This is a genomic window from Arthrobacter sp. BC5 (assembly GCF_056680255.1).
The window spans coordinates 2,087,986-2,111,019 of sequence record NZ_CM155273.1 but is presented as its reverse complement, the minus strand read 5'-3'; the positions used below and the strand labels follow the sequence as shown (position 1 = coordinate 2,111,019).

At 70.6% G+C, this 23,034-nt stretch carries 20 protein-coding genes; 7 read left to right on the top strand and 13 right to left on the bottom strand.

All coding sequences use genetic code 11. From position 1 onward, the window contains the following. Positions 1-52 precede the first annotated feature (52 nt). The 3 genes from AC1MFI_RS09840 to galU form a co-directional block, all read right to left on the bottom strand. Positions 53-1,027 carry a hypothetical protein gene (locus AC1MFI_RS09840; protein ID WP_479816528.1) on the bottom strand — a complete coding sequence of 325 codons (975 nt, stop codon included), beginning with the start codon at positions 1,025-1,027 and terminating at the stop codon, positions 53-55. Positions 1,028-1,147: 120 nt separating this feature from the next. Continuing rightward, positions 1,148-1,753, bottom strand: a complete 606-nt coding sequence (locus AC1MFI_RS09835; RefSeq protein ID WP_479816526.1) for a GNAT family N-acetyltransferase — start codon at positions 1,751-1,753, stop codon at positions 1,148-1,150. 30 nt (positions 1,754-1,783) lie between these two features. Continuing rightward, positions 1,784-2,686 carry a UTP--glucose-1-phosphate uridylyltransferase GalU gene (gene galU / locus AC1MFI_RS09830; protein ID WP_479816524.1) on the bottom strand — a complete coding sequence of 301 codons (903 nt, stop codon included), beginning with the start codon at positions 2,684-2,686 and terminating at the stop codon, positions 1,784-1,786. Positions 2,687-2,743: 57 nt separating this feature from the next. Between galU and AC1MFI_RS09825 the strand changes: the two genes are divergently transcribed. From AC1MFI_RS09825 to AC1MFI_RS09815, 3 genes are all read left to right on the top strand, one after another. After that, complete coding sequence (locus tag AC1MFI_RS09825) at positions 2,744-3,394, top strand: 5-formyltetrahydrofolate cyclo-ligase (protein ID WP_479816522.1); 651 nt, start codon at positions 2,744-2,746, stop codon at positions 3,392-3,394. 86 nt (positions 3,395-3,480) lie between these two features. Next, the gene (locus tag AC1MFI_RS09820) at positions 3,481-3,810 is read left to right on the top strand and encodes an FmdB family zinc ribbon protein (RefSeq protein WP_479816520.1); all 330 of its coding nucleotides are present in this window, start codon (positions 3,481-3,483) and stop codon (positions 3,808-3,810) included. Between the two features lie 99 nt (positions 3,811-3,909). Beyond that, the gene (locus tag AC1MFI_RS09815; protein WP_479816518.1) at positions 3,910-4,581 is read left to right on the top strand and encodes an SAF domain-containing protein; all 672 of its coding nucleotides are present in this window, start codon (positions 3,910-3,912) and stop codon (positions 4,579-4,581) included. 45 nt (positions 4,582-4,626) lie between these two features. Here AC1MFI_RS09815 and AC1MFI_RS09810 read toward each other — a convergent pair whose 3' ends face one another. From AC1MFI_RS09810 to AC1MFI_RS09795, 4 genes are all read right to left on the bottom strand, one after another. Further along, positions 4,627-8,700 (bottom strand): DUF4011 domain-containing protein, encoded by a 4,074-nt coding sequence (locus AC1MFI_RS09810; RefSeq protein ID WP_479816516.1) that lies wholly within the window; start codon positions 8,698-8,700, stop codon positions 4,627-4,629. A gap of 91 nt (positions 8,701-8,791) precedes the next feature. Beyond that, a complete protein-coding gene (guaA, locus tag AC1MFI_RS09805) occupies positions 8,792-10,378 on the bottom strand; it encodes a glutamine-hydrolyzing GMP synthase (protein ID WP_479816514.1) in 1,587 nt (528 codons plus the stop codon). Between the two features lie 96 nt (positions 10,379-10,474). Next, positions 10,475-10,981 (bottom strand): DUF3817 domain-containing protein, encoded by a 507-nt coding sequence (locus AC1MFI_RS09800; protein WP_479816512.1) that lies wholly within the window; start codon positions 10,979-10,981, stop codon positions 10,475-10,477. Further along, positions 10,956-11,852, bottom strand: a complete 897-nt coding sequence (locus AC1MFI_RS09795) for an SURF1 family protein (protein ID WP_479816510.1) — start codon at positions 11,850-11,852, stop codon at positions 10,956-10,958. Before AC1MFI_RS09795 ends, AC1MFI_RS09800 begins: the two co-directional genes overlap by 26 nt. 131 nt (positions 11,853-11,983) lie before the next feature. Between AC1MFI_RS09795 and AC1MFI_RS09790 the strand changes: the two genes are divergently transcribed. Genes AC1MFI_RS09790 through AC1MFI_RS09780 form a run of 3 tightly spaced genes read left to right on the top strand, consistent with a single transcriptional unit; the run spans position 11,984 to position 15,442 of the window. Next, positions 11,984-12,604, top strand: a complete 621-nt coding sequence (locus tag AC1MFI_RS09790; RefSeq protein ID WP_479816508.1) for a hypothetical protein — start codon at positions 11,984-11,986, stop codon at positions 12,602-12,604. Next, complete coding sequence (locus AC1MFI_RS09785; protein WP_479816506.1) at positions 12,559-13,704, top strand: ABC transporter transmembrane domain-containing protein; 1,146 nt, start codon at positions 12,559-12,561, stop codon at positions 13,702-13,704. The genes AC1MFI_RS09790 and AC1MFI_RS09785 overlap by 46 nt, the downstream gene beginning before the upstream one ends. Continuing rightward, entirely contained in the window at positions 13,697-15,442 is a 1,746-nt protein-coding gene (locus AC1MFI_RS09780) for an ABC transporter ATP-binding protein (RefSeq protein ID WP_479816504.1), read from the top strand. The genes AC1MFI_RS09785 and AC1MFI_RS09780 overlap by 8 nt, the downstream gene beginning before the upstream one ends. A gap of 12 nt (positions 15,443-15,454) precedes the next feature. Here the strand turns inward: AC1MFI_RS09780 and AC1MFI_RS09775 are convergent, their stop codons facing one another. The 3 genes from AC1MFI_RS09775 to AC1MFI_RS09765 all read right to left on the bottom strand — a co-directional run bounded on the left by AC1MFI_RS09775 (position 15,455) and on the right by AC1MFI_RS09765 (position 17,728). After that, on the bottom strand, positions 15,455-15,946 hold the full coding sequence (locus AC1MFI_RS09775) for a PTS sugar transporter subunit IIA (protein ID WP_479816502.1): 492 nt from the start codon (positions 15,944-15,946) through the stop codon (positions 15,455-15,457). A 17-nt stretch (positions 15,947-15,963) separates the two neighbouring features. Beyond that, complete coding sequence (locus AC1MFI_RS09770; protein WP_479816500.1) at positions 15,964-17,103, bottom strand: GuaB3 family IMP dehydrogenase-related protein; 1,140 nt, start codon at positions 17,101-17,103, stop codon at positions 15,964-15,966. 130 nt (positions 17,104-17,233) lie between these two features. Continuing rightward, positions 17,234-17,728, bottom strand: coding sequence for an FBP domain-containing protein (locus AC1MFI_RS09765; RefSeq protein WP_479816498.1), 495 nt, complete (start codon positions 17,726-17,728; stop codon positions 17,234-17,236). A gap of 322 nt (positions 17,729-18,050) precedes the next feature. Between AC1MFI_RS09765 and AC1MFI_RS09760 the strand changes: the two genes are divergently transcribed. Then, entirely contained in the window at positions 18,051-18,833 is a 783-nt protein-coding gene (locus tag AC1MFI_RS09760; protein WP_479816496.1) for a hypothetical protein, read from the top strand. A gap of 77 nt (positions 18,834-18,910) precedes the next feature. Here the strand turns inward: AC1MFI_RS09760 and AC1MFI_RS09755 are convergent, their stop codons facing one another. The 3 genes from AC1MFI_RS09755 to guaB form a co-directional block, all read right to left on the bottom strand. Continuing rightward, positions 18,911-19,240, bottom strand: a complete 330-nt coding sequence (locus AC1MFI_RS09755) for a hypothetical protein (protein ID WP_479816494.1) — start codon at positions 19,238-19,240, stop codon at positions 18,911-18,913. A 355-nt stretch (positions 19,241-19,595) separates the two neighbouring features. Beyond that, positions 19,596-21,425: an ABC transporter ATP-binding protein gene (locus tag AC1MFI_RS09750; protein WP_479816492.1), complete on the bottom strand. Its 1,830-nt coding sequence runs from the start codon at positions 21,423-21,425 to the stop codon at positions 19,596-19,598. 45 nt (positions 21,426-21,470) lie between these two features. Further along, entirely contained in the window at positions 21,471-22,997 is a 1,527-nt protein-coding gene (guaB, locus tag AC1MFI_RS09745) for an IMP dehydrogenase (protein WP_479816490.1), read from the bottom strand. Between the last annotated feature and the right edge of the window lie 37 nt (positions 22,998-23,034).

Genomic DNA, 23,034 nt, shown 5'->3' with positions numbered 1-23,034 from the left:
GGGGTCGGTCACGGGCGCGACCGGCATCCGGCTTCCCGTGGCATGGGTACGGTCAGGCGCGGCGACGCTGCAGGACGTCGTCGAGGTTGATACGCCCCGCAGAGGGGACGGGGTTCGCCGACTCGGCTGCGGCGTCGTCCGCCTCCGCAGCGACGCGGGCGGCAGCCTCGGAGGCCTTGATGGGAGTCCGGGTCGTGGGTTTCGGCGCCTCGGGGAGGTCCAGCGGGGCCGGAGCCTGCCGTTCGGCCTTCGCCGCGTCCACGTAGGTGGGGCGCGGCACCTCGACCGGAGCCCAGGCGGTGGACCCTGCGGTTCCGGAGGTCTCGGGCGTCTCGGTCGCCGCGGTCGGCTCCGTCCCGGTGACTTCCGGTGACTCCGCGCGTACATCCACCACGGAAGAGCCGTGAGCCACGGCGAGAGCGGCCGTGCGCAGTTCCATCGGGCTCAGCCGGCGGGCGCCGGTCTCCTCGGCGTCGAACAGCGAGGTGGGACGCCGGGGCGCCGCCGGTGCCGCGTGCCGGGGCGGCACCTCGGGTACCGCTGCGGTCTCCCGGACCGGGGCCATGGCGGCTGCGAACGCGCGGTTGACGCGTGCGGCCCGCTCGCGGATCGCGAGGAACCGCAAGAGGGCGACGGCGCCGGTGGCGACGGCGACGCATGCCAGGGGAACGAGGAGGGATACGATCCCGAAGGCTCCGAGCACGAGCGTGACCAGTGCGGCGGCGAGGGCGACGAGGCCCACGAGGGCAGCGCTGATGCGCCCCCACCGCGGGGTGAAGGACGGGCTCGTGGAGGGCACCCCACCGGAGGGGACGGTGGCCTTCGGCGGGGCCGGGGCCTGCCTCTGCACGGGATTTCCTGAACGGTCTGCCTCGTCCTGCGCGGTCATGGTCATCATGCTCCCTCCAGGACGGCGGGTCCCGGCTTTCGGTGATCGGCGGGTACCGCCGGCAGTTGCAGGCGTGGTCTTCCGGAGGACGGAGGGAGCCACCCACACCAGCCACAGGCCGACGATCGCGACGAGCACCAACGAACTATCCAGGGAGAAGACCACACCTAGAACGGTAGGAGCAGTTGGCACCGGGTCCCGGCATTCAGGCGGGCGTGTCGGGGCGTAATATGCTCGACGCGGCATTGGACGGCCGGCTCAGTCCTGGTAGGGCCGGGCCCTCTCGAGCCAGGGCGCCAGCAGGCCTCGCGGGACTTCCTCCGCCGTCAACGCAAAACTCCTGTGATCCGCCCAGCGCCCTGCGATGTGGAGGTACCGCGGACGGAGCCCCTCGTCGCGGAAGCGCAGCTTCTCGACGACGCGCAGGCTCGCCTGGTTCTCGGGCCGGATGTTGATCTCCATGCGATGCAACCCGAGGTCCCCGAAACAGTAGTCGGTGGCCAGGGCCACTGCCGTCGGGGCGATCCCCCGGCCGGCCCGCGCGGAATCCACCCAGTACCCCAGCGTCGCGGTCATCGCCGAACCCCAGGTGATCCCGGACACCGTCAACTGCCCGACGAGTCGGGCGTCGCGGGAGCCGGGCTGCTGCTCGGCGATGAGGAACGGAAGCGCCGAACCCGCCCGTGCCTGCGCCGTCAGGGACCTCACCATCTGGTGGTAGGTGGGAAGGAAACCCTCCGGATCGGGGTTCGAGGCCTCCCAGGGCGCCAGCCATGAGGCGTTGCGGTGGCGCAACGCCGTCCAGTCCGCCTTGTCCCTGTGCCGGATGGGCCGCAGGACCAGGGATCCGGCCCTGAGCGTCACAGGCCAGCTGGTTGCCGACCGCACGGCGTGCTAGTCCGAGATGTCTTTGCTGAAGTCCTTGATCCAGGCACGGAGGTCCGGACCGAGGTCCTCGCGCTCCGACGCCAGCGTCACGACGGCCTTCAGGTAGCTCAGCTTGTCGCCGGTGTCGTAGCGGCGGCCACGGAAGACGACTCCGTACACACCGGAGCCCTCGCCGTCGGCTGCCGCGAGGGTCTGCAGGGCGTCGGTCAGCTGGATCTCGTCGCCCCGCCCGGGCTTGGTGGTCTCCAGGACCTCGAAGACGCGAGGATGCAGGACATAGCGGCCGATCACGGCGAGGTTGGAGGGCGCGTCCTCGACGGCGGGCTTCTCCACCAGGTGGTTAACGCGGACGTGCTCCTCACCCTCGACCTCGGTGATGTCGGCGCAGCCGTAGGCGCTGATCTGCTGCGGATCCACCTCGATCAGGGCCACCACCGAGCCACCGGTCTTGGCCTGGACCTCGATCATGGTCTCGAGCAGCGAATCGCGGTCGTCGATCAGGTCGTCACCGAGCAGCACCGCGAACGGCTCCTGGCCCACGTGCAGCTTCGCGCGGAGGACGGCGTGGCCCAGGCCCTTGGGGTCGCCCTGGCGCAGGTAGTGGATGTCTCCGAGTTCCGACGGGCGGCGGACGGCAGCCAGCTTCTCGTGGTCACCCTTGGCCTCGAGCGTCTGCTCGATGAAGGGAACGCGGTCGAAGTGGTCCTCGAGGGCCCGCTTGTTACGCCCGGTGATCATGAGGACGTCGGACAGGCCGGCGTCGACGGCCTCCTGGACGACGTACTGGATGGCCGGCTTGTCCACCACGGGAAGCATTTCCTTCGGCATCGCCTTGGTTGCAGGAAGGAAGCGGGTCCCCAGGCCGGCCGCAGGGATAACGGCCTTCGTCACGCGTGATTGCAGAGTCATGACCACCACACTACATAACGGGCGCGGAAGTCCCGGGGTGGTGCGCACAATGGTGGAATGACGCGTTCTCCTCGTGATACGGACAAGCACCGCCTGCGCGAGGCGCTGCGCACCGCGCGGGCCGCACTGGATCCAGCAGATCGGCAGCGCCAGTCGGAGGCACTGGGCCGCGCCGTGGTGGAGCACCTCACCGGCCCCGCCTCCCGCCCAGGCACGGCAGGGCACCGTCCGACGGTCGCCGCGTACCTCGGCGTCGCGCCGGAACCCGCAACCGTCCCGCTGCTCGAGGACCTGCACCGGCTCGGGTTCGGCGTCGTCGTTCCGGTCTGCGAGCCCGACTATCAGCTGTCCTGGGCCACATGGCTCCCCGGCGTCACCCTGCAGCGCTCCGTGCGTGCCCCGGTGGAGGAACCGACCGGGCCCCGCCGCCCCTTCGACGAGGTGCCGGACATCGGACTCATCCTCGTGCCCGCCCTGGGCATCGATCGATCGGGGCATCGCATCGGCCAGGGCGGGGGGTACTACGACCGCTTCCTCGCCCACCATCCGATGGGCGTGCCCGGGGCGATCCCGCGGCTGGGGGTCGTATACCGGTCCGAGGTCCTGCCCGAGGGCACCGTTCCGGCCGAATCCTACGACCAGCCGCTCGCCGGAGCCTTCACGCCGGACGGTCTGCTGCACTTCGGAGCGGACGCCCGCCCCGTGTAGACTGGCACTCGACCCCGGAGAGTGCCAAGAGCAGTCGCCCGGAAGAGCCATCCGGGGCCCATGACGTTCCGTCCAGGAGGATATCCATGCCGATGTACGCCTATGCCTGCAAGGACTGCGGCCACGCCTTCGACATCCAGCAGTCGTTCTCGGACGACTCGCTGACCGTCTGCCCCGAGTGCGGCGGCGGGCTGCGCAAGAAGTTCAACAGCGTCGGCGTGGTGTTCAAGGGCTCCGGCTTCTACCGCAACGATTCCCGGGCGACGACGACGAGCACGGACTCCGGCTCGTCGTCGAGCGTGTCGGCGTCGTCCTCGGGCTCTTCCACGGCCGGCTCGGCAGCAGCCGCGTCGTCCGGGTCATCGACGGGGAGCACGGCGTCCGCGACGACCGGCGGGTCCGCCGCGGCGTCCTGAGGCTGCCGCCCGCCCGCCGGCTCGCGCTGATGCCCACCTGATGTCCACATAGCGCGACCTCCCGGACGGCCCTCGGGTAACCCTGCCTAGGCTCGGTCCATGAACCCGACCGGCCACCCCCAGGGAATCCCACTCCGATACCGCTTCCGCCGGCTGGTCCACCGCCGCAAGCGGCTCCTCGCGTGCCTGCTGCTCAGCGCCGCCGCGGGCGTGGCCGTCGAGGCGGCGGCGGGGAACGACTACCCGACGACGCCGGTGGTCGTCGCTGCAGACGACCTCGCGGCGGGCACCGTCCTGACGGAACCCGACATCGCGATCATCCGGCTTCCCGAGCAGGCCGTGACCGGGAGTGTCTTCGAGCAGCCGCGGCAGGTCGTGGGCCAACAGCTGGCGGGTCCCCTCTCCCAGGGTTCCCTCGTCCAGGCGACGGCGCTCGTCGGGGACGGACTGCTCACCGGGACCGAACCCGGCACGGTCGCGGTCCCGCTCCGGCCGGCCGACCCCGCCACCGTCCAGCTCCTCGCTCCCGGCCAGCTCGTGGACGTCATCCTGAGCACCGGCAACGGGTACGACGTCGCAGCCGAATCGACGGTCCTGGCGCGCGCCGTCGCCGTCCTCTGGACAGCTCCCGGTGGCGCCGTCGGCACCTGGCCCGGTGCGGGGGACGACGGCGGGCTCGTGGTGGTGGCTGCGGGGGCCGACACCGCCGCAGCGCTCGCCGGATCCTCCAGTTCGGGGGACGTACACCTCGTCCTGACCACGGCTCCCTGAGCGGTCAGCACGATGCCTGCACGGACCAGCACGGCGCTGCAGCCGTCAGCCCCAGTGCGGGGGCCGCTGCTCCCGGAGCCACTCGTCGTGATCTCCCTCGGCGTCGCCCCAGGACCGGGGGTCGTCCTCTCCCGCGGTCTTCGGGACCACGGGCGTCGATTCGCCCTCCTCGGAGGAGTCTCGCCCCACATTGGTCCCACGGCCCGGGTGCTGCTCGTCCTTGCGCATCCTGGCGGCGTCCTTTCGTGTCCTCGGCTGGTCGGCGGTCTCGCGCGGCGGCAGGCCGATCAGCGCGGATGCCCGTTCGGCGCACCCGTCGGGATCGGTGAAGACCTCGATGGTCCACAGCGGCATGTAGCGCCACCCCATCCGTTCGAGGACCTGGGGGCGCAGCCTGCTCCGTTCCCGCACCGACATGGCACCGTAGCGGCCGGTGCCATCCGACTCGATCGCCAGCGGAGCGGGTCGTTCGTCCTTGACGGCGGCGGCGCCCCCGTCCGCGCGCAGATCGGCGGGCCGCACGGCCACGATGTCGAGGACACCGGCGTAGTGGTCCCATACCTCCGCCCCGCGGTACCGCAGCCGGTCCACGAGGTCCGCGACCAGGGGATCCTCGTTGCCGCCGGACACCGCCGGGGCATGCCCCGTGTCCGCGCCGAGTTCGCGCTGCAGCAGCTCGAAGAAATCGAGGGCGCCCGCGGTGAGGCGGTCAGGGTCCAGGTCCGACGGCTGGAAGCAGGTCAGGACGTGCAGGAGTCGACGTGCACGCGTCATCGCCATCACGAAGTTCCGGCGTCCGTCGGGTCCGGAGAGCGGACCGAAGGAGTGCAGGGCGCGCCCGTGCGGAGTCCTCCCGTATCCCAGCGAGAAGATGATGTCGTCGCGGACCAGGCCGCCCGCCCGCTCGACGGGAACCACGCGGAATGCCTCCCTGCCGGGCGTGAAGAAGTCCGCAGCCCACGGGAACTCGGCCATCTGCAGCCGGATGGCCTCGCCGACGCGAGCGGCATGCCGGGCGCTGGCGGTCACGACGGCCAGCGAGAAGCTCGGGCGGTGCCGGATGTGGTCGAAGACCAGCTCGACCACCCGCTTCACCTCCACGGCGACGCTCTCGACGCCGTCGTGTTCCGAACTCGGCATCCCGGTGCCGTTCGGGAGGTATTCGACCGCGAGTCCGCGGCCCTCACCCGTGACCTCGGAGGCCTGAGGCAGGCGGGAGAGCTTGCCGTCGTAGAAGGACTCGCTGAGGTAGGTGTCCAGGCTCCTGTCGACGCCGCGGTAGATCTGGGTGAGGCCGCGGACGGGCAGGATGTCGCGCAGGGAATCGAACGCGCTGGGCAGCGGCTCGAGGGTGGAGGCACGGTCCGCCGCCTGCACCTCGATGCTGAAGCGGGTCGGTCCGGCCAGGCGATCGTCGCCGAAGACGACCACCTGCGCGGAGCGCGCGATGCACGGCACCGCGCTCTGCAGGGACATCGACTCGCCGTCCAGCACCACGACGGTGTCGAACATGGAACCCTCCGGGACGGCACCCCGGATGGTCAGGGGGCTGACGGCCCAGATGGGCAGGAGGGCGGCCACGAGGTCCCGGTGGAGGCCGGCGAAGACCTCGAGGGTCAGCGTGTCGTCCTTGAGCTCCTGCCGGAGGCGCGCCGCATCCTCCGCGTGGGTGGCGACGGCACTGCGCCAGCGTTCACCCAGGGTCCAGCGGATCCGCGCCGGCCCGGACGCGATATGCGCGTTGTCCGCGAGGCGGAACTCCGCCTCGAGCTTCCGCAGGCTGTCGCCGTCGGACATGGCGAGGTAGTCGTCCCCGGTGATCATGGCTTCGAGGGCCGACTGCCACCAGGCGAGCTCGAGTTCCGGACCGACCCGCTCCGCCGGCACCTCACGCAGCGCCAGGTCGGCGAGCAGCTCGCCGAGGCCCTGCTCGCGCATCTCATCGAGCAGCAGGGTGCGCTCGGGCAGCGTCTCCAGGGTCGCCTTGTCCGCCGCGAGGTCCCGCAGGAGTGCTTCGAGGCCGTCCAGGTCGAGGGACGCGAGGTCCGGGTGGCCGGCGGTGGGCCGGAGGATGGCGGTCAGTTCCGCCAGTCGGGCCTCGACCGCGCGGTAGGACGCGTGGATCTCGGCCAGGCCCGTCGCGACGGACGGGTGGCGTTCGGTGAGCGCATACCGCGTCCACAGAGTGCGCTGCTGCTGGACCTCGAGGAGGGACGTGTGGAGATCCGAGATGTGCACTCCGGGGCGGATGTACTCCTTGGCCACACGCCGCAGCCTGGACCGCGTCATCGAACTCATCTCGATGTCACGTTCCTTGCGCCAGGACGACGGCGCCGTGGCGGAGATGAGGTCCGTCACGGGACGGTCGAAGATGTCGGGAGTGAACTTGTCGAGGCTTCCGCGCACCGCGACGAGGAGCTGGAGCTGCTCGCCCCACTCCCGGAAGGTCGCTCCGAGGGTGATGTGCGAGTGCTCGGCGACGTGCTGCACCTTGCCCCGCAGCTCGGGGATCCCGGTGGCGAGCTCCTCCGCGAGGCCGTGCGCGTGCTCGGTCTCCTTGCGGTTGAGCAGCTGTGCGCCGTACCAGGGGCTCTCGGTCGAGGTCTTGCTGAAGCTGCCCAGCTCCGCCGCCCGCCGGAGCCGTTCGGTGAGTTCCGAGCGGTCGGCGACCGAGTCGAGGACGCTGCGCTTCAGGCGCACCGTGGTGGACGGCGCCGGGTCCAGGGCGGTGAGCCCCGCAAGGGACTGCATGGCCTGGTAGGGCGAGCAACCCCACCGGCTCCGGATGTTGTGCAGGCTGCGCACGTGCTCCATGAGCTGGTGCCTGTGCCCGGTCAGGGTGTCGTGGAGCGTCCCGAGCTGGGGCTCGGTGGCCTTCTCGTTGCGGACGAGTGCACGGATGACCGCTTCGCGCAGTTGAGCGGGGCCCGTCTGGCTACCGAGCTGGAGGACGAGCGAACCGAGGTCGAGCCCGTCGAGGTCCTGCACGAACTCGTTGAGGCTCCCCCGACGCTCGGCAGCGACGAGCACGCGCCTGCCGTCCGCCGCGGCCCTCACGGCGACGTTCAGCGCGGTCTGGGTCTGTCCGGTGCCGGGAGGGGTCGCGACCGCGACGCTGATACCCGCGGAGACGAGGTCGAGCACCTCCTGCTGCGCCCGGTCCGCATCGAGGATGAGCAGGTCCTCGGCCGGATCCCGCTCGTCGGCTGCCGGGAAGGAGAGGCCGTCGGCTGTCCCGGTGAGGGCCGAGGCGGCCTCGGAGTCTCCCCGGGCCGAGGCCATGAGGGCAGCCAGCACCGGATGCTCGGGATGAAGCGCCGGATCGCCCTTGACGCCGGCGAGGTCGGCGAACGTCGACACCAGGATCCGGTGCTCGACCGACATGCCCCGCACACCCTCGCTGAGGGCCCTCATGCGCTCGAGCACGGGGTGGGGATCGAAGCGCGCGGTGCCGTAGGCCAGCCGGGCGATGCCGGCGGGGTCCACGGTCAGCCCCTGCTGGTTCCGCAGGTGCCGGACGAGCGCCGGATTCATCCGCGCCTGTTCGGTGATCTGCAGCTCGTAGTCGTCCTGCGAGGCGTGCACCGTCAGGGACACCGCGGTGAGGAGCACCGGGGCGTTGAGGGTCTCGGAGCGTCCTGTGTCGTCCACGGACCGCCATGAGGCCGTACCTGCGGCGAGGTAGCCGACGTCGATGCCGCGTTCGGTGCCGAGTTCGAAGATCTTCGCCCGCAGGGCGCGCGCGGCGGCCTTGGCGGCGCTGTACTGCACGGGATCCCGCAGCAGGGTCGAGAGGCGCGTGCGGCGGCCGGCGAGGAGCTGCGCGAGGCCCGAGGGGTGGGCATGGGTCAGGTCGATGCTCGTACCGGCGGAGGGCCGGAAGTGGAGGAGCGTGTCCCCGCTCGCCTGCGGGCCGAGGCCCTCGAGCCAGGGCACGAGGAAGTCCTGGGCGGACGTCCCCTCGGCGGCCTGGCCCGGGTGCTGCTGCTGCGGCCCGGCGCCCTGCCGGTCCACCGGCGACGGCTCCACCGGCGCCCCTGCCGCATCCTGCTGGTCCTGCTCCGGCACGGCCGCCTTCTTCCCTGCATTGTCACGTGCTGATCTCGACCAGATTGGCATGTCTTCCAAGCTATCCGAAAAGCGAACGGACCCCGCGGATAGCAACGCGGCCCGGGCGGACAGGAGCGGGTTCAGGCCCGCTCCTGTCCGCCTACTCCCATTCGATGGTTCCCGGCGGCTTGCTCGTCACGTCGAGCACCACACGGTTGACGCCGTCCACCTCATTGGTGATCCGGTTCGAGATGCGCGCGAGCAGGTCGTACGGCAGGCGCGACCAGTCGGCGGTCATGGCGTCCTCGCTGGACACCGGACGCAGGACGATCGGGTGTCCGTAGGTACGCCCGTCACCCTGGACGCCGACGCTGCGGACGTCGGCGAGGAGCACCACGGGCATCTGCCAGACCTCGTTGTCGAGTCCGGCCGCCGTGAGTTCCGCGCGGGCGATGGCGTCGGCCTTGCGCAGCAGCCCGAGCCGCTCCTCCGTGACCGCTCCGACGATCCGGATACCGAGCCCCGGGCCCGGGAACGGCTGGCGTCCCACGATCTCGGCGGGCAGTCCCAGCTGGGCACCGACGGCCCGCACCTCGTCCTTGAAGAGGGTTCGGAGCGGTTCGACGAGCTCGAACTGCAGGTCCTCGGGCAGGCCCCCCACGTTGTGGTGGCTCTTGATGTTGGCGGCGCCCTCTCCCCCGCCGGATTCGACGACGTCGGGATAGAGCGTCCCCTGCACGAGGAACCGGATGGGCTCTCCCTCGGCCTCCGCCTCGCGCATGATGGCGCGTTCGGCCTCCTCGAAGGCCCGGATGAATTCACGGCCGATGATCTTCCGCTTGGTCTCGGGATCCGAGACGCCGGCGAGCGCGTCCAGGAAGCGCTTCTGCTCGTTGGCGACGTAGAGCTTCACGCCGGTGGCGGCGACGAAGTCGCGCTCCACCTGCTCGGCCTCGCCCTCGCGCAGCAGACCGTGGTCCACGAAGACGCACGTGAGCTGGTCGCCGACCGCACGCTGCACGAGCGCCGCGGCGACGGCGGAGTCGACGCCGCCGGACAGCCCGCAGATGACGCGCGAGTCGCCGATCTGCTCGCGGATGCGCCCTACCTGCTCCTCGAGGATGGTGCGGGTGGTCCAGTTCGGATCGATCCGGGCACCCCGGAAGAGGAAGTTCTCGATGACGGCCTGGCCGTGCTGGGAATGCTTGACCTCCGGGTGCCACTGCACGCCGTAGAGGCCTTTCTGCTCGTTCGCGAAGGCGGCGACGGGCGCGCCCGCGGTGCTGGCGAGCACGTCGAAGCCCTCGGGTGCGGCCTGGACGCTGTCGCCGTGGCTCATCCACGCGTTCTGCTGTTCCGGGGTGCCGCTGAGGATGGAGCGGGATGCGCCGTCGGAGCGCACGTCCGTGGCCCCGTACTCCCTCAGACCGGTCTTCGCGACGGTACCGCCGAGGGCGTTCGCCATCGCCTGGAAGCCGTAGCAGATGCCGAGAACGGGCACGCCGGCGTCGAACAGGTCCGCCTCGACCCGGGGGGCGCCCTCCGCGTAGACGCTGGAGGGACCGCCCGAGAGGATGATCGCGGCAGGGTTCTTCGCGAGGATCTCCTGTGTGCTGAGGGTGTGGGGCACGATCTCGGAGTAGACGTCGGCCTCGCGGACGCGGCGCGCGATCAGCTGGGCGTATTGTGCGCCGTAGTCCACGACGAGGACAGGGCGGTGTTCAGAGCCGTTCTCGGGGGTAGTCACCCATCAACAATAGTCTGCGCCTACCGGGCCCCGCACATCAGTGCGCCCTGGATACCGCGGCCCTCCAGGGAGCGAAGCTCCGCCCGCCTGCTGCGTTCAGTACCTCGGCGCCGCTTCGGGGTGCGCAGCGAGGTCCTCTTCCGCCTGCCGGTGGATGCGCTTCTCGACGAAGAAGGACAGAAGGGGCACCACACCGCCGAGTGCGATCAGGATGAACCGGCTGAACGGCCAGCGCAGGAACTGCCAGAGCCGGAAATCGGCGATGAGGTAGACCACGTAGAGCCAGCCGTGCACGATCAGCACGGCGGTCGAGAGGTTGAAGCCTCCGGCCGTCTCCGCGACCACCTCGGGCAGGAGCTGGATGGGCGCCCCGCCGCCTGCGACGATCTCCGAACCGTACCCGTACTTCGCGACCATCTCGACCACGACGAGCAGCAGCATCACGCCCGTCGCGTAGGCGAGCACCCTGTAGAACGTCAGTGCCGAGCGGATCTGCGCGTGCGTGCCGCCGAACCGCCGTTTCGGCTTCCCCCGCGCCGGCGTGCGTCCGGTTCCTGAGGCAGGGTCGAGGGCTGGTTCAGTCACGGTAGGCACCGCTTTCATGATCGGGTACGGAACGGGTGGGCGGAACGACGGCGGCGGGCCCGACGGAGTGCGGGTCGGGGCTTCCGGCCCGCGCTTCCTTTGCCGCCTCGGCCTCGTCCGCCGCGTCCTCGAGGGTGCGGCGGTGATCGTCCGCGACGAGGCGCCACCACAGGAAGAAGGCGAAGCCGGCGAAGACGACCCACTCGACGGCGTAGAAGATGTTCAGCCAGTTGACCGGCGTCTCCTGCGGCTGCGGGCCGACGACCACCTTCTCCAGGTCGGCCGCGAAGGGCACATCCGCGCCGCCGGCCGTCACCTCGGAGGCCACCACGAAGGCCGCGTAGGACGTCACGTCCCAGCGGTTCGAGAGCTCGGCGGTGGACAGCGTGGGGACCTGCCCCTCCACGGGGCGCTCCACCTCCGGCGCTTCCGGCGGCAGCAGGCGCCCGATGACGGCCGCGGCCCCCTCCTGCTCGGTGACGGACGCGGCCCGGTCCGCATGCTGCACCCACCCCAGGACGACGGGGATGGCGGCGTCCTCGGCGCCGGGCTCCGACGGCTCTCCCGACGAGCCGTCGACGGCGAACCCCTGGACGACCCAGAAGCCCTCCTCGCCGTCGAGCAGCCGGTTCCCGACCAGCACCTGCGTGCCGGGCAGGAACTCGCCGTCGAACCGGACCATCTGGTCGGCGCTGGAGGCGTACAGCGGAGTGAGGGGCGCCAGGACGTCGGTCAGCGGGCGGACGTTCTCCGTGGTGCTCGGCGCGGGAGGCGGCGTTTCCCTGGACGAGCTGAACTGCCACTGGCTGAGGAGCACGAAGACCGAGGCGATCGCCATCGCGAGGATCAGCATGAGGATCCATCGGGGCTTGAGCGCGGTCTTCAACACCCCTCAACGGTACTTCGTGCCGCTGTAGAAGAGCGAATGCCGCCGACGCCGGACACCGCGCGCGGGCCGCCCGCGAGACTGATTGGCACATCTCTATCACTTGGTCCGGATGCCGTCTACGATTGGTCCTCGTGCGCTCCTTTCCCTATGCCCTGACCGGCCCGCCGGACCTGCGCTCCCCCACGCGCTACCTGCTGTGGCTCGGCGCGCAGCAGAGGGGGACGCTCGCCGCGGGGATCCTCCTCGGCACCGCCTGGATGGCCTCCCAGGCCGTCATGCCGTTCGTGCTGGGACGCGCCATCGACGACGGCGTGATCGGCGGTGACGGACGGGCGCTGCTCGGTTGGGCGGGCGCGCTGCTCGGCCTCATGGTCGTGCAGGCGGTCTCGGACACCGCGACGCATCGTGCGGGCGTCAGCAACTGGATGCAGGCGGCCTTCCGATCGGTGCGGCTCGTGGGCCACACCATCAGCAGGACCGGCGACGCCCTGCCCACCGCCCTCTCGACGGGCGAGGTCGTCTCGACGGCCGCCTCGGACGCCTTCCGCCTCGGTGAGGTGTACGAGGTCCTGACGCGCCTGGCCGGGGCGGCAGCCGCCTGGCTCGTCGTCACCGCCCTCATCTGGCAGACCTCCCCCGTCCTCGGCGTCGTCGTGCTCGTCGGCGTCCCGGTGTGCTGCGGGCTCCTCCTCTTCGGGTGCGGCCCATGCAGGCGAGGCAGCGTGAGCAGCGGGAGGCGTCGGGCAGGATGACCGCGGTCGGCGCGGACACCGTCGCCGGCCTGCGCGTGCTGCGCGGCATCGGCGGCGAGCACATCTTCGTGCGCAGGTACCGGGTGAAGTCGGCGGCGACCCGCGACTCCGGTATCCGCGTGGCGCACTCCCTCGCGGACCTCGAGGCCTCCCAGGTCTTCATCGCCGGCGCCTTCAGTGTCGTCTTCACCTGGGTCGGCGCGTCCCTGGTCCTCTCGGGAGAGATCACGCCCGGGGAGCTCGTGGCGCTGTACGGCTTCTCGATCTTCCTGATGACGCCGATCCGGGCGGCGGCGGACTCCGTGGCACGCTTCATCCGCGCCCACGTGGGAGCCCGGAAGATCATCGCCGTGCTGTCGGTGGACGCGAACGTCAGCGCGAGCACGGCACCGGTCCCGGCTCCGCCGCCCGGTTCGGCCCTCGTGGACGAGAGGTCCGGCGTCGTCGTCGAACCGGGACTCCTCACCGCCGTCGTCTCGCGGGAGCCTGCGGAGTCGGCGGCGGCCGTCACGCGGCTCGGCCGCTTCGAGGACGCCGTCCTGGCAGAGGCCACGGTCCGGTGGGGCGCCGCCGACCTCCGGCAGGTCGACCTCGCGGACATCCGCGAGCGCATCGTGGTCAGCGAGGCGAGTCCTCAGCTCTTCAGCGGGCCGCTCCGCAGCCAGCTCGACCCCCACGGGAGGCACGACGACGACGCGATCCTCGCGGCGCTCGAGGCCGCCAGTGGGCTGGACATCCTCGACGGGCTCGAGGGCGGCCTCGCCCACGAGGTCACCGAGCGCGGCAGGGGCTTCTCCGGCGGGCAGCGGCAGCGCCTCGTCCTCGCACGCGCCTTCCTGACGGAGGCGGAGAACCTCGTGCTGGTGGAACCGACGAGCGCCGTCGACGCCCACACCGAACAGCACATCGCCGCCCGCCTGGCCGGCGCGCGCCGGCACGAGGGACTGACGACCGTCGTCGTGACCGCGAGCCCCCTCATGCTGCGGGCCATGGACCGTGTGGTGTTCCTCGAGGACGGCCGCGTCACCGCCCAGGGCAGCCACAAGGACCTCATGGCCGCCAGTACCGCCTACCGGAACGTGGTGATCCGCAGTGAGTAGCACCGCCAGTCTTCCCGTCGCCGAGCCGGCGACGGTCCGGAACGAGGCCTCGAGGCTGATCCGCCACCACCGGCGGGGCCTCGGCGCGGTGATCGCCCTGTACATCGGGTCGGCCGTCGCCGGGCTCGCCGGGCCGCTGCTGCTCGGCATCCTGATCGACGCCGTGTCCGCGGGCACGACGGCGGGCTTCGTCGCGTCCGTCTCGCTCGGGATGCTCGGATTCCTCGCGGTGCAGTCGGTGCTGCGGCGCTACGCGGTCCGCTCGGGCATGGTGTTCGGCGAGCGCGTGTTCGCCGAACTGCGCGAGGACTTCCTGGCGGACGTCACGGCCCTGCCGCTCTCCACCGTGGAGAAGGCCGGCACGGGCGACCTCGTGGCCCGCACGACGAACGACATCGACGCGGTGTCCCACACCGTGCGCTTCGGTGTGCCGCAGGTCGTCGTGTCCGTGGTGACCATCATCCTGACCCTCGGTGCAGCCGTCGTCACCTCGCCCGTCCTGTCCCTGGCGCTGCTCGTGGGCCTGCCGCTGCTGTGGCCCGTGACCCGGTGGTACCTCAAGCGCAGCGCCGGCGGGTACCTGCGTGAACGGGAGACGTACGCCGTCGTGAACGGGACGATCACCGAGACCATCGAGGGCGCGCGCACGGTGGACGCACTCAGCCTCGGCGAGCTGCGCCGCGACGACCTGGACGCCGCACTCGGCAGGAGCTACCAGGCGGAGCGGTACACGCTCTGGCTGCGCTCGGTCCTGTTCCCCGCGGCCGACATCGCCTTCTGGCTGCCCGCCGCAGCCGTGCTGCTGTGGGGCGGGTGGCTGGCGGGGCAGGGCCTGGTCACGCCGGGCGCCGTCGCGGCCGTGGCCCTGTTCGCCGTGCGCCTGATCGACCCGGTGGACCTGCTCATCATGTGGACGGACGAGATCCAGGTCGGCGCCGCGTCGCTGGCGCGGATCGTCGGCATCAAGGACGTCGAGCCCGACCGCGAGGCGACGACGGCGGAACCGGCGAACGAGGACATCGTCGTGTCCGGCGCGACCTACGCGTACCGGCCGGGCCACAACGTGCTGCACGGTGTCGACCTCACGCTGGTGCGCGGCGAGCGGCTCGCCGTCGTCGGGCCCTCCGGCGCCGGTAAGTCGACGCTCGGGCGACTGATCGCCGGCATCCACCCGCCGACGTCGGGCTCCGTCACCGTGGGAGGCGTGCCCCTCGTGGACCGGCCGCTCGACGACCTCCGGCGCGAGGTAGCCCTCGTGACGCAGGAGCACCACGTCTTCGTGGGCTCTGTCTCGGACAACGTGCGCCTCGGGCGCGCGGACGCGGCCGACGGCGAGATCGAGGACGCCCTGCGCAGCGTGGGCGCCCTCGACTGGGTGAAGCAGCTTCCGGAGGGGATGGACACGGAGGTCGGCTCGGGTGCGCACGAACTGACACCGGCCCAGGCGCAGGAACTCGCCCTGGCACGGCTGATCCTCGCCGATCCCCATACCCTCGTGCTGGATGAGGCCACGTCCCTGATCGATCCGCAGGCGGCCCGGGACCTCGAGCGCTCGCTCAACGCCGTCCTCGAGGGGCGCACCGTCATCGCGATCGCCCACAGGCTGCACACCGCGCACGACGCCGACCGCGTGGCCGTGGTGGAGGAGGGCCGCATCGCCGAACTGGGCTCGCATGAGGAACTCCTCGCCCTGGACGGCGCCTACGCGTCGCTGTGGAATTCCTGGCGGAGCGAGTAGGCGCAGCGGCGCCTAGTGGTCGAAGAACACCAGCGACGAGTTGATCAGCTCGGCGATCACCTCGGCATCATGCGCCCGGCGCAGCGATTCCCGGAAGTTCTCCTTGAAGAGGCTGCGGGCGATCGTGGCGAGCACTTCGAGGTGTTCCGAGAAGGACTGCGCCGGGGTGGCCATGAGGAGCACGAGCGTGGCCGGGCCGTCGACGGCACCGAAGTCCAGGCTGTACCCGAACCGCGTGACACCGACGGCGATGGACGTCTGGTTCACGTACTCGCTGCGGGCATGCGGGAGCCCCACGCCCCCGGGAAGCCCGGTGGCCATCTGGTGCTCACGGGAATTGACCTGGTCGAGGAACGCCTGGAGGTCCGAGATGCGACCGGCGGCATGCAGGCGCGCGGCGAGCTGGGCCGCGGCGTCCTCCTTGGAGGACGCCTCCATCTCGAGGATCACGAGGTCCGGCGTGGTGAGTTCGGCGTCGTGCAACTCGAGGGACAGGTCGCTCACGGTATGCCTTTCGGAGGTCAGTCGGTGGAGACGTACGGCGAGAGGACCACTTCGACCCGCTGGAACTCCTTGAGGTCGGAGTAGCCGGTGGTGGCCATCGCCCGGCGCAGGGCGCCGATCAGGTTGGACGTTCCGTCGGTGTGGTGCGAGGGCCCCCAGAGCACTTCCTGGAGCGGTCCGACGGTGCCGATGTTGACCCTGTCGCCGCGCGGGAGTTCGTGGTGGTGCGCTTCCTGGCCCCAGTGCCACCCCTTGCCGGGTGCCTCCTCGGCGCGGGCGAGCGCGGAGCCGAGCATGACGGCGTCGGCCCCCATGGCGATGGCCTTGACGATGTCGCCGCTCGCGCCCATGCCGCCGTCGGCGATGACGTGCACGTAGCGCCCGCCCGATTCGTCCATGTAGTCGCGGCGCGCGCCCGCGACGTCGGCGATGGCGGAGGCGAGGGGCGAATGGATGCCGAGCGCGCGGCGGGTCGTCGTCGTCGCGCCTCCGCCGAATCCGACGAGAACCCCGGCGGCACCGGTGCGCATGAGGTGCAGCGCGGGCGTGTACCCGGCGGCGCCGCCCACGATCACGGGGACGTCGAGTTCGTAGATGAATTTCTTGAGGTCGAGCGGCTGCTCGTTCTTGGACACGTGCTCGGCGGAGACCGTGGTGCCGCGGATGACGAAGATGTCGACGCCGGCCGCGAGGACCGTCTTGTAGAACTGCTGGGTCCGCTGGGGCGTGAGCGACCCTGCGACGGTGACTCCCGCCTCGCGGATCTCGGCGAGGCGGCTCGTGATGAGTTCGGCCTGGATGGGCGCTTCGTACAGCTCCTGCATGCGCCGGGTGGCCGCAGGACTGAAGTTCTCGGTGCCCAGGCCGGCGATCTCCTCGAGGACCGGCAGCGGATCCTCGTAGCGGGTCCAGAGCCCTTCGAGGTTGAGGACGCCGAGACCGCCGAGGCGGCCCATGGCGATGGCCGTGGCGGGCGACATGGCCGAGTCCATGGGGGCTGCGACCACCGGCATCTCGAACTGGTAGGCGTCGATCTGCCAGCTCACGGAGACGTCGAGCGGGTCGCGGGTCCGCCGGGAGGGCACCACCGCCACGTCGTCCAGCGAATATGCCCTGCGCCCGCGCTTGCCTCGGCCAATCTCGATCTCGTAAGTCACTGCTCTAGATTAGCCCAGCGCGGCCCCCGGACCCGCTGGGCGTTCCGCTCCGTGACCCGGCACCGCGTGCCCGCCCGCGGGTTCGCGGACGGACACGCGGACGGACACGCGCCGGTATGGGGCGGAGCGACTACCGCTGCAGCACGCGCGCCATGAACCGCTCGGTCCGCTCGCGCAGTTCACCTACCTGGCGCTGCACGACGGCGGCCGGGTCCGGATGGATCTCGTTGGCGGCCGGTTCCCGCCGCACATTGGCGGAACAGATGAAGTCCGCGCAGATGAGCGTGCCGACGGTATTGCCGTCCCGGCCGGACCGGCCCGCGTGGCGTGCGACCCACAGGAGGACGTCCTCCTTGGAGAACACGTCCCGGCAGAGCTCACAGAGCACCGATCGGTTCTTGCGCGCTCCGCCCTCCGGTGCCCGGAGGAGGATGCCCGAGAGACCCCGCGCGGTCGGCATCACGAGGTAGCCGCGCAGCGGCATCTTCTCGTCCCGCCAGCCCAGGAAGTCGAGGTCGTCCCAGTTCAGGGACTCGAGGTTCTTCGGCGGCGTGAGCTTCGTCGTCTCGGAGCGGGTGGCGTTGATGAAGGAGGAGCGGATGGCCTGGAGGGAGATCGGTTGCATGGGGAATCGCCTTTGCGGTGGAAGAGGATCGGAAATGATCGGTTCTGCCGGCAGAGGGCGTGCGGAAGCTCCGGACCCAGGCGGGAGATGTCCTCGAAGCGCTGGTCAGGAGATTCAGCTGCAGGAGCTGTGCACTGCCCATGGGGAAGCCGGCCGGGGCCGAGGCGCACAGCAGGCCGGAACGGCCACCCCGCTCACCATGGCCATACCGTCCCCGGAGGTCCGCAGCATGCTCATTCATCCTTGTTCGTCGACGCTTCGTGCGCGCCCATCCTCCCAGACCCGTGCGGATCCGCGCAAAGGGGGTACGGGGCACCGGCGCGTGACGGAACAGTGCACCGATGCCGCAGGGACTGCCGTTGATACGCTCGGTGATGCCAGGGAATCGGCGACGGACGCCGGCGAGGGCGCCTGGTCCGGGCCCCCGGCTGAGACCGAGGCACCGCGCCTGCCCCCACTGCCCCCTCGAAAGGTCCTGATGTCCGAGACCACGGTGTCCCTCACGGAACACGAGATCCTCGCCCTGCTCGCGTTCAACGACACCGAGCCTGCCGCCTACACCCGCGAGGTGCTGCGCCTGTCCGGGGCCGAGCAGCGGGAGACCCTGGTCCGCGCCGGACTGGCCACCCTGCTGGTGCGGGAACAGGCCGTCCTGCAGGGTGAGAACCTCGTGCTGCAGGGCGCCGTCCAGCAGATCGCGGGAATCATGGCGACGGCCGGCGGCTGGCTCGAAGTCGCCGTGAGCACGCCGCAGACAAGCTACATGCTGTTCGCGGTCCAGTCGGCGGGCGGCAGTTTCATCATGAGCGCCGGTACGCATGGCGTGCACTCGTTCAATCCGATGCCGCAGGACAAGCCGATCCTCCTGTTCGCGCTCGACGTCGCGAAGCACTACCTCGAGTCCACCGATCCGGTCTCGAAGGTCTCCGTCCGCGCAAAGCACCACGGCTTCGGCACGGAAGCGCGCGTGGCGACGCTGCTGCGGAACACCGACGGGACGGTGAGGCTCGCCCTCGACGACGCCCCCGAAGCTGCGCTGACGGAGCCCGCCACCGGGCACGAGCTCGAGGAGTTCGCCCGGGCGCTGGCTCTCGACGGGCGCTAGGCGGACGGAGGACGACGGCGCCGCGGTCCGCCGCTTCTCCTGCCCTTCCCTTCCTGCCCGTGCTGTCCGCGCCGGCGTCAGGAGCCGAGGTTGCGTCGTATCTCGAGGTACCGGGCCGTTGCCGCGGTGCTCGGTTCACCCTGCCGGCAGAAGTTCAACCCGGCGAGCTTCGGGCGCGACCGCTGCACGACGACCCGCCCGTCCACCATGGTCGCTTCGAGGGCAGCCAGCGCTTCCAGGAATCGTGGATCCTTCCTCGCGGTCGCGTAGAACGAGAGCGTATGGACGTAGAAGAAGAGGTTGTAGCTCGCGAACGGATAGGAGACCCGCAGGAACAGGGAGCCGATCCCGAAGTGGCATGGACCGAGGGGCGCACGGGTGGTCCAGTGGGCGAGCAGGAATTCCACCGCTGCGTCGAGCCCTTCGGAGCGGGCGGTGCCCCCTGCCAGCCGGAAAGCGTCGAGGGCGGCGAGCGTGGGGCCCGGGTTGGAGGCATTCGTCTCCGGTCCCCGCCCGTAGCTGAACTTCCGGCACCGCCAGCCGCCGTCGTCGTAAGGGGTCTGCCACAGGTGGTCGAAAGCCGCAGCGAGCCGGGGATCCGCGGCGTGCCCCAGGTGACACAGTGCCCGCGTCGCGTTGATGGTGTGGCAGGGGTAGATCGCGCCCTGCGGCGAGATCCTGAACCGGCCGCAGGCAACCCACAGAGTCGAAGGTCCCGGGCCGTCCCTGTGGTGCCGGTCGCCGGCAGGGGCGGTCCGGGTGTCAGTCCTCCGGGAGCTGGCTCTCGAACATGCGGTAGTACCGGCCGCGCAGGGCCACCAGCTCGCGATGCGTCCCGGATTCGACCACCCGCCCGTCCTCGAGCATGTACACCATGTCCGCCTTCTCGATCGTGGCGAGCCGGTGGCTGATCGCGATGATCGTCCGGGACCGGTCGGCGAAGAGGCGCGTGAAGATCCGGTGCTCGGCGAGGGCGTCGATCGCCGAGGTGGGCTCGTCCATCACGATGAAGGGGGCGTCCCGGTAGAAGTTCCGCGCCATCGCCAGGCGCTGCCACTGCCCTCCCGAGAGGCCGCTGCCCTTCCGCCCGCGCGGGTCCTCCATCCAGTTGCTGACGTAGTTGTCGAAGCCGTTCGGCATCCTGCCGATGAACTCCGCCGCCTCCGCGTCAGCGGCCGCCCGGCGCACTCGAGCGTCGTCGCGCGGCCGGTGGACGTCCCCGAAGTAGATGTTGTCGGCGGCCGTGGCGAACTCGTACCGCAGGAAGTCCTGCGACATGACGGCCAGGTGCTGGTGCCAGTCGTCGATCCCGATCTCCCGCAGGTCCTGCCCGTCGAGGAGCACCTCTCCCCTGCCGGGCTGGTACAGCCCGGCGAGCACCCGGATCAGGGTTGACTTGCCCGCTCCGTTCTCACCGACGATCGCCACGTGCGTGCCGCGCTCGAAGGACATCGAGATGCCCTTCAGTACCTCCGCCTCACTCCCCGCGTAGGTGAAGTGGATGTCCCGCAGTTCGACGACGGACGGCACCTCTGCGAGCCGGCCGGACGCGCCGGTGGACAGCGGGAAGTCCATGAACTGCTCGTAGTCCTTGAGGTTCGCGAGGTCCTCGTCGATGGAGCTGAGGGAGGACACGAGGTTGTTCGCGGTGCTGAGCGCGCGGCTCACGATCTGCTGGACGTAGAGGAACTGGCCCACGGGCTGGGCGCGCGCGATGATCTGCCCCACGATCCAGACGAGTGCGAGCAGCTCGGCCCCGTACTGCAGGGCGTCCGCGAGGAGCTGCTTGGGGATGTACCGCTTCTGGAAGTCGAGCCGCCGCTTCTCGTCGGCGTCCCGCAGGGTCGAGCGCAGGTCCATCAGGTAGCCCACGATCCCGTAGAGGCGCATCTCGGCGATGTGCTGCGGCTTCATGAGGTTGGTCTCGATCATGCGCCGTTGCCGCCGGGAATCGACCTGGGTGTTCCAGTGCGCCATCTGCTCCCGCGAGAGCCGGAACTGCAGGTAGACGCTCGGGATGATCGCGACGAGCACGATCAGCGCGACCCACCAGCTGACCAGCAGCAGCGCGCCGATGGCGAGGACCACGGAGGCCAGCTGCGTGAAGATCGCGGCGATGCGGTCGAGCACCCTCGCATAGGAGTCGGAGAACCGGCGGGCACGGTCGTAGAGGTCCACCGTCTCCTTGTCGTCGTACCGCCAGAATTCGAGCGCCAGGAACCGCCCGTACATGCGGTCCCCCACGATTGCTCCCACGCGGAAGCTCAGGACCTGCTGGATGTACCGGTCCACGCTCGTGAAGGCACCCCAGAGCAGCCCGAGGACGGCCGTGACGATCACGTAGGTGACGGCGGTCCGCCCGGCGTCGGGGTCCCCCGCGTAGGCGGCGGCGAGCGCCGTCGTCGTGAGCGACGCGAAGTAGGTGGTGACCAGCGGAAGGACCGCCGAGACGAGCGAACCGGCGACCTTCATGGCGACGGCGCCCGGTGACGCCTTCGCGCTGACCACCAGCACCTGCCCGACGGCGCGGGCGTAGGGGCCGAGGCGGAGCTTGCGGCGGGCGGCGGCCTCGGGCGGCGGGAGGACGCTCATACGCCATCGGCCCCCTCGGGGAGGGGGCTGATGGCGGCGGTCGGGTTACTTGGAGCCGTAGTTGGGTGCCTCGACCGTCATCTGGATGTCGTGCGGGTGCGATTCCTTCAGGCCGGCCGCCGTGATGCGGACGAACTTGCCCTTGGCCTTCAGCTCGGGGATGGTGCGCGCGCCGGTGTAGAACATCGTCTGGCGCAGCCCGCCGACCAGCTGGTACGCCACGGAGGCGAGGGGCCCCCGGTAGGCGACCCGGCCCTCGATGCCCTCGGGGATCAGCTTGTCGTCACCGGAGACGTCGGCCTGGAAGTAGCGGTCCTTGGAGTAGGAGGTGTTCTTTCCGCGCGTCTGCATGGCTCCGAGCGAGCCCATGCCGCGGTAGGTCTTGAACTGCTTGCCGTTGACGAAGATGAGCTCGCCCGGCGCCTCGGCGGACCCGGCCAGGAGGGACCCGAGCATCACGGTGTCGGCGCCGGCCACGAGGGCCTTGCCGATATCGCCGGAGTACTGCAGTCCGCCGTCGGCGATCACGGGGACGCCGGCGGGGATGGCCGCCTTGGCGGATTCGTAGATGGCCGTGACCTGCGGGACACCGACGCCCGCGACGACGCGCGTGGTGCAGATGGAGCCCGGGCCCACGCCCACCTTGATGCCGTCGGCACCGGCGTCGATGAGGGCCTGCGCCCCCTCGCGGGTCGCCGCCTGGCCGCCGATGATGTCGACGTGCGCCGCCGACTTCTCGGCCTTCAGGCGCGAGATCATCTCGAGTACGCCGGCACTGTGTCCGTTGGCGGTGTCGACGAAGAGCGCATCGACGCCGGCCTCGACCAGCGTCATGGCACGCTCCCAGCCGTCCCCGAAGAAGCCGATGGCCGCGCCGACGCGGAGGCGTCCGTCGTCGTCCTTCGTGGAGAGCGGGTACTGCTCGGCCTTCGTGAAGTCCTTGACGGTGATGAGGCCGCGCAGGACGCCCTCGTCGTCGACGAGGGGAAGCTTCTCGATCTTGTTCGTGGCGAGGAGGTTGATGGCGTCGTCACCGCTGATGCCCACGCGCCCGGTCACGAGGGGCATCTTCGTCATGACGTCCTTGACGAGGATGCGCGGGAAGTCACGCTCGAGGACGAAGCGCGTGTCGCGGTTGGTGACGATCCCGAGCAGGTGGCCGGTCGCGTCGACGACGGGCAGGCCCGAGACGCGGTAGTGGCCACACAGCTCGTCGAGTTCCTGCAGGGTCGCCCCGGGCCCGATGGTCAGCGGGTTGGTGATCATGCCGGACTCGCTGCGCTTCACGCGGTCCACCTGGTCCGCCTGGTCCGAGATGGACAGGTTGCGGTGGATCACGCCGAGGCCGCCCTGGCGTGCCATGGCGACGGCCATGCGGGATTCCGTCACCGTGTCCATCGCGGAGGAGAGCAGCGGGGTCTTCACGGTGATGCGCTTGGAGATGCGCGAGGACGTATCCGCCTCGGAGGGGATGACGTCGGTGTGCCCTGGCAGCAGGAGGACGTCGTCGTACGTCAGGCCGATGAATCCGAAGGGGTCGTGGGTCTCGTTCTGGCCGGACTGCTCGCTCACTGCTGCGCCTCTTTCGGTGTCACCGGGTGGGGGTTGG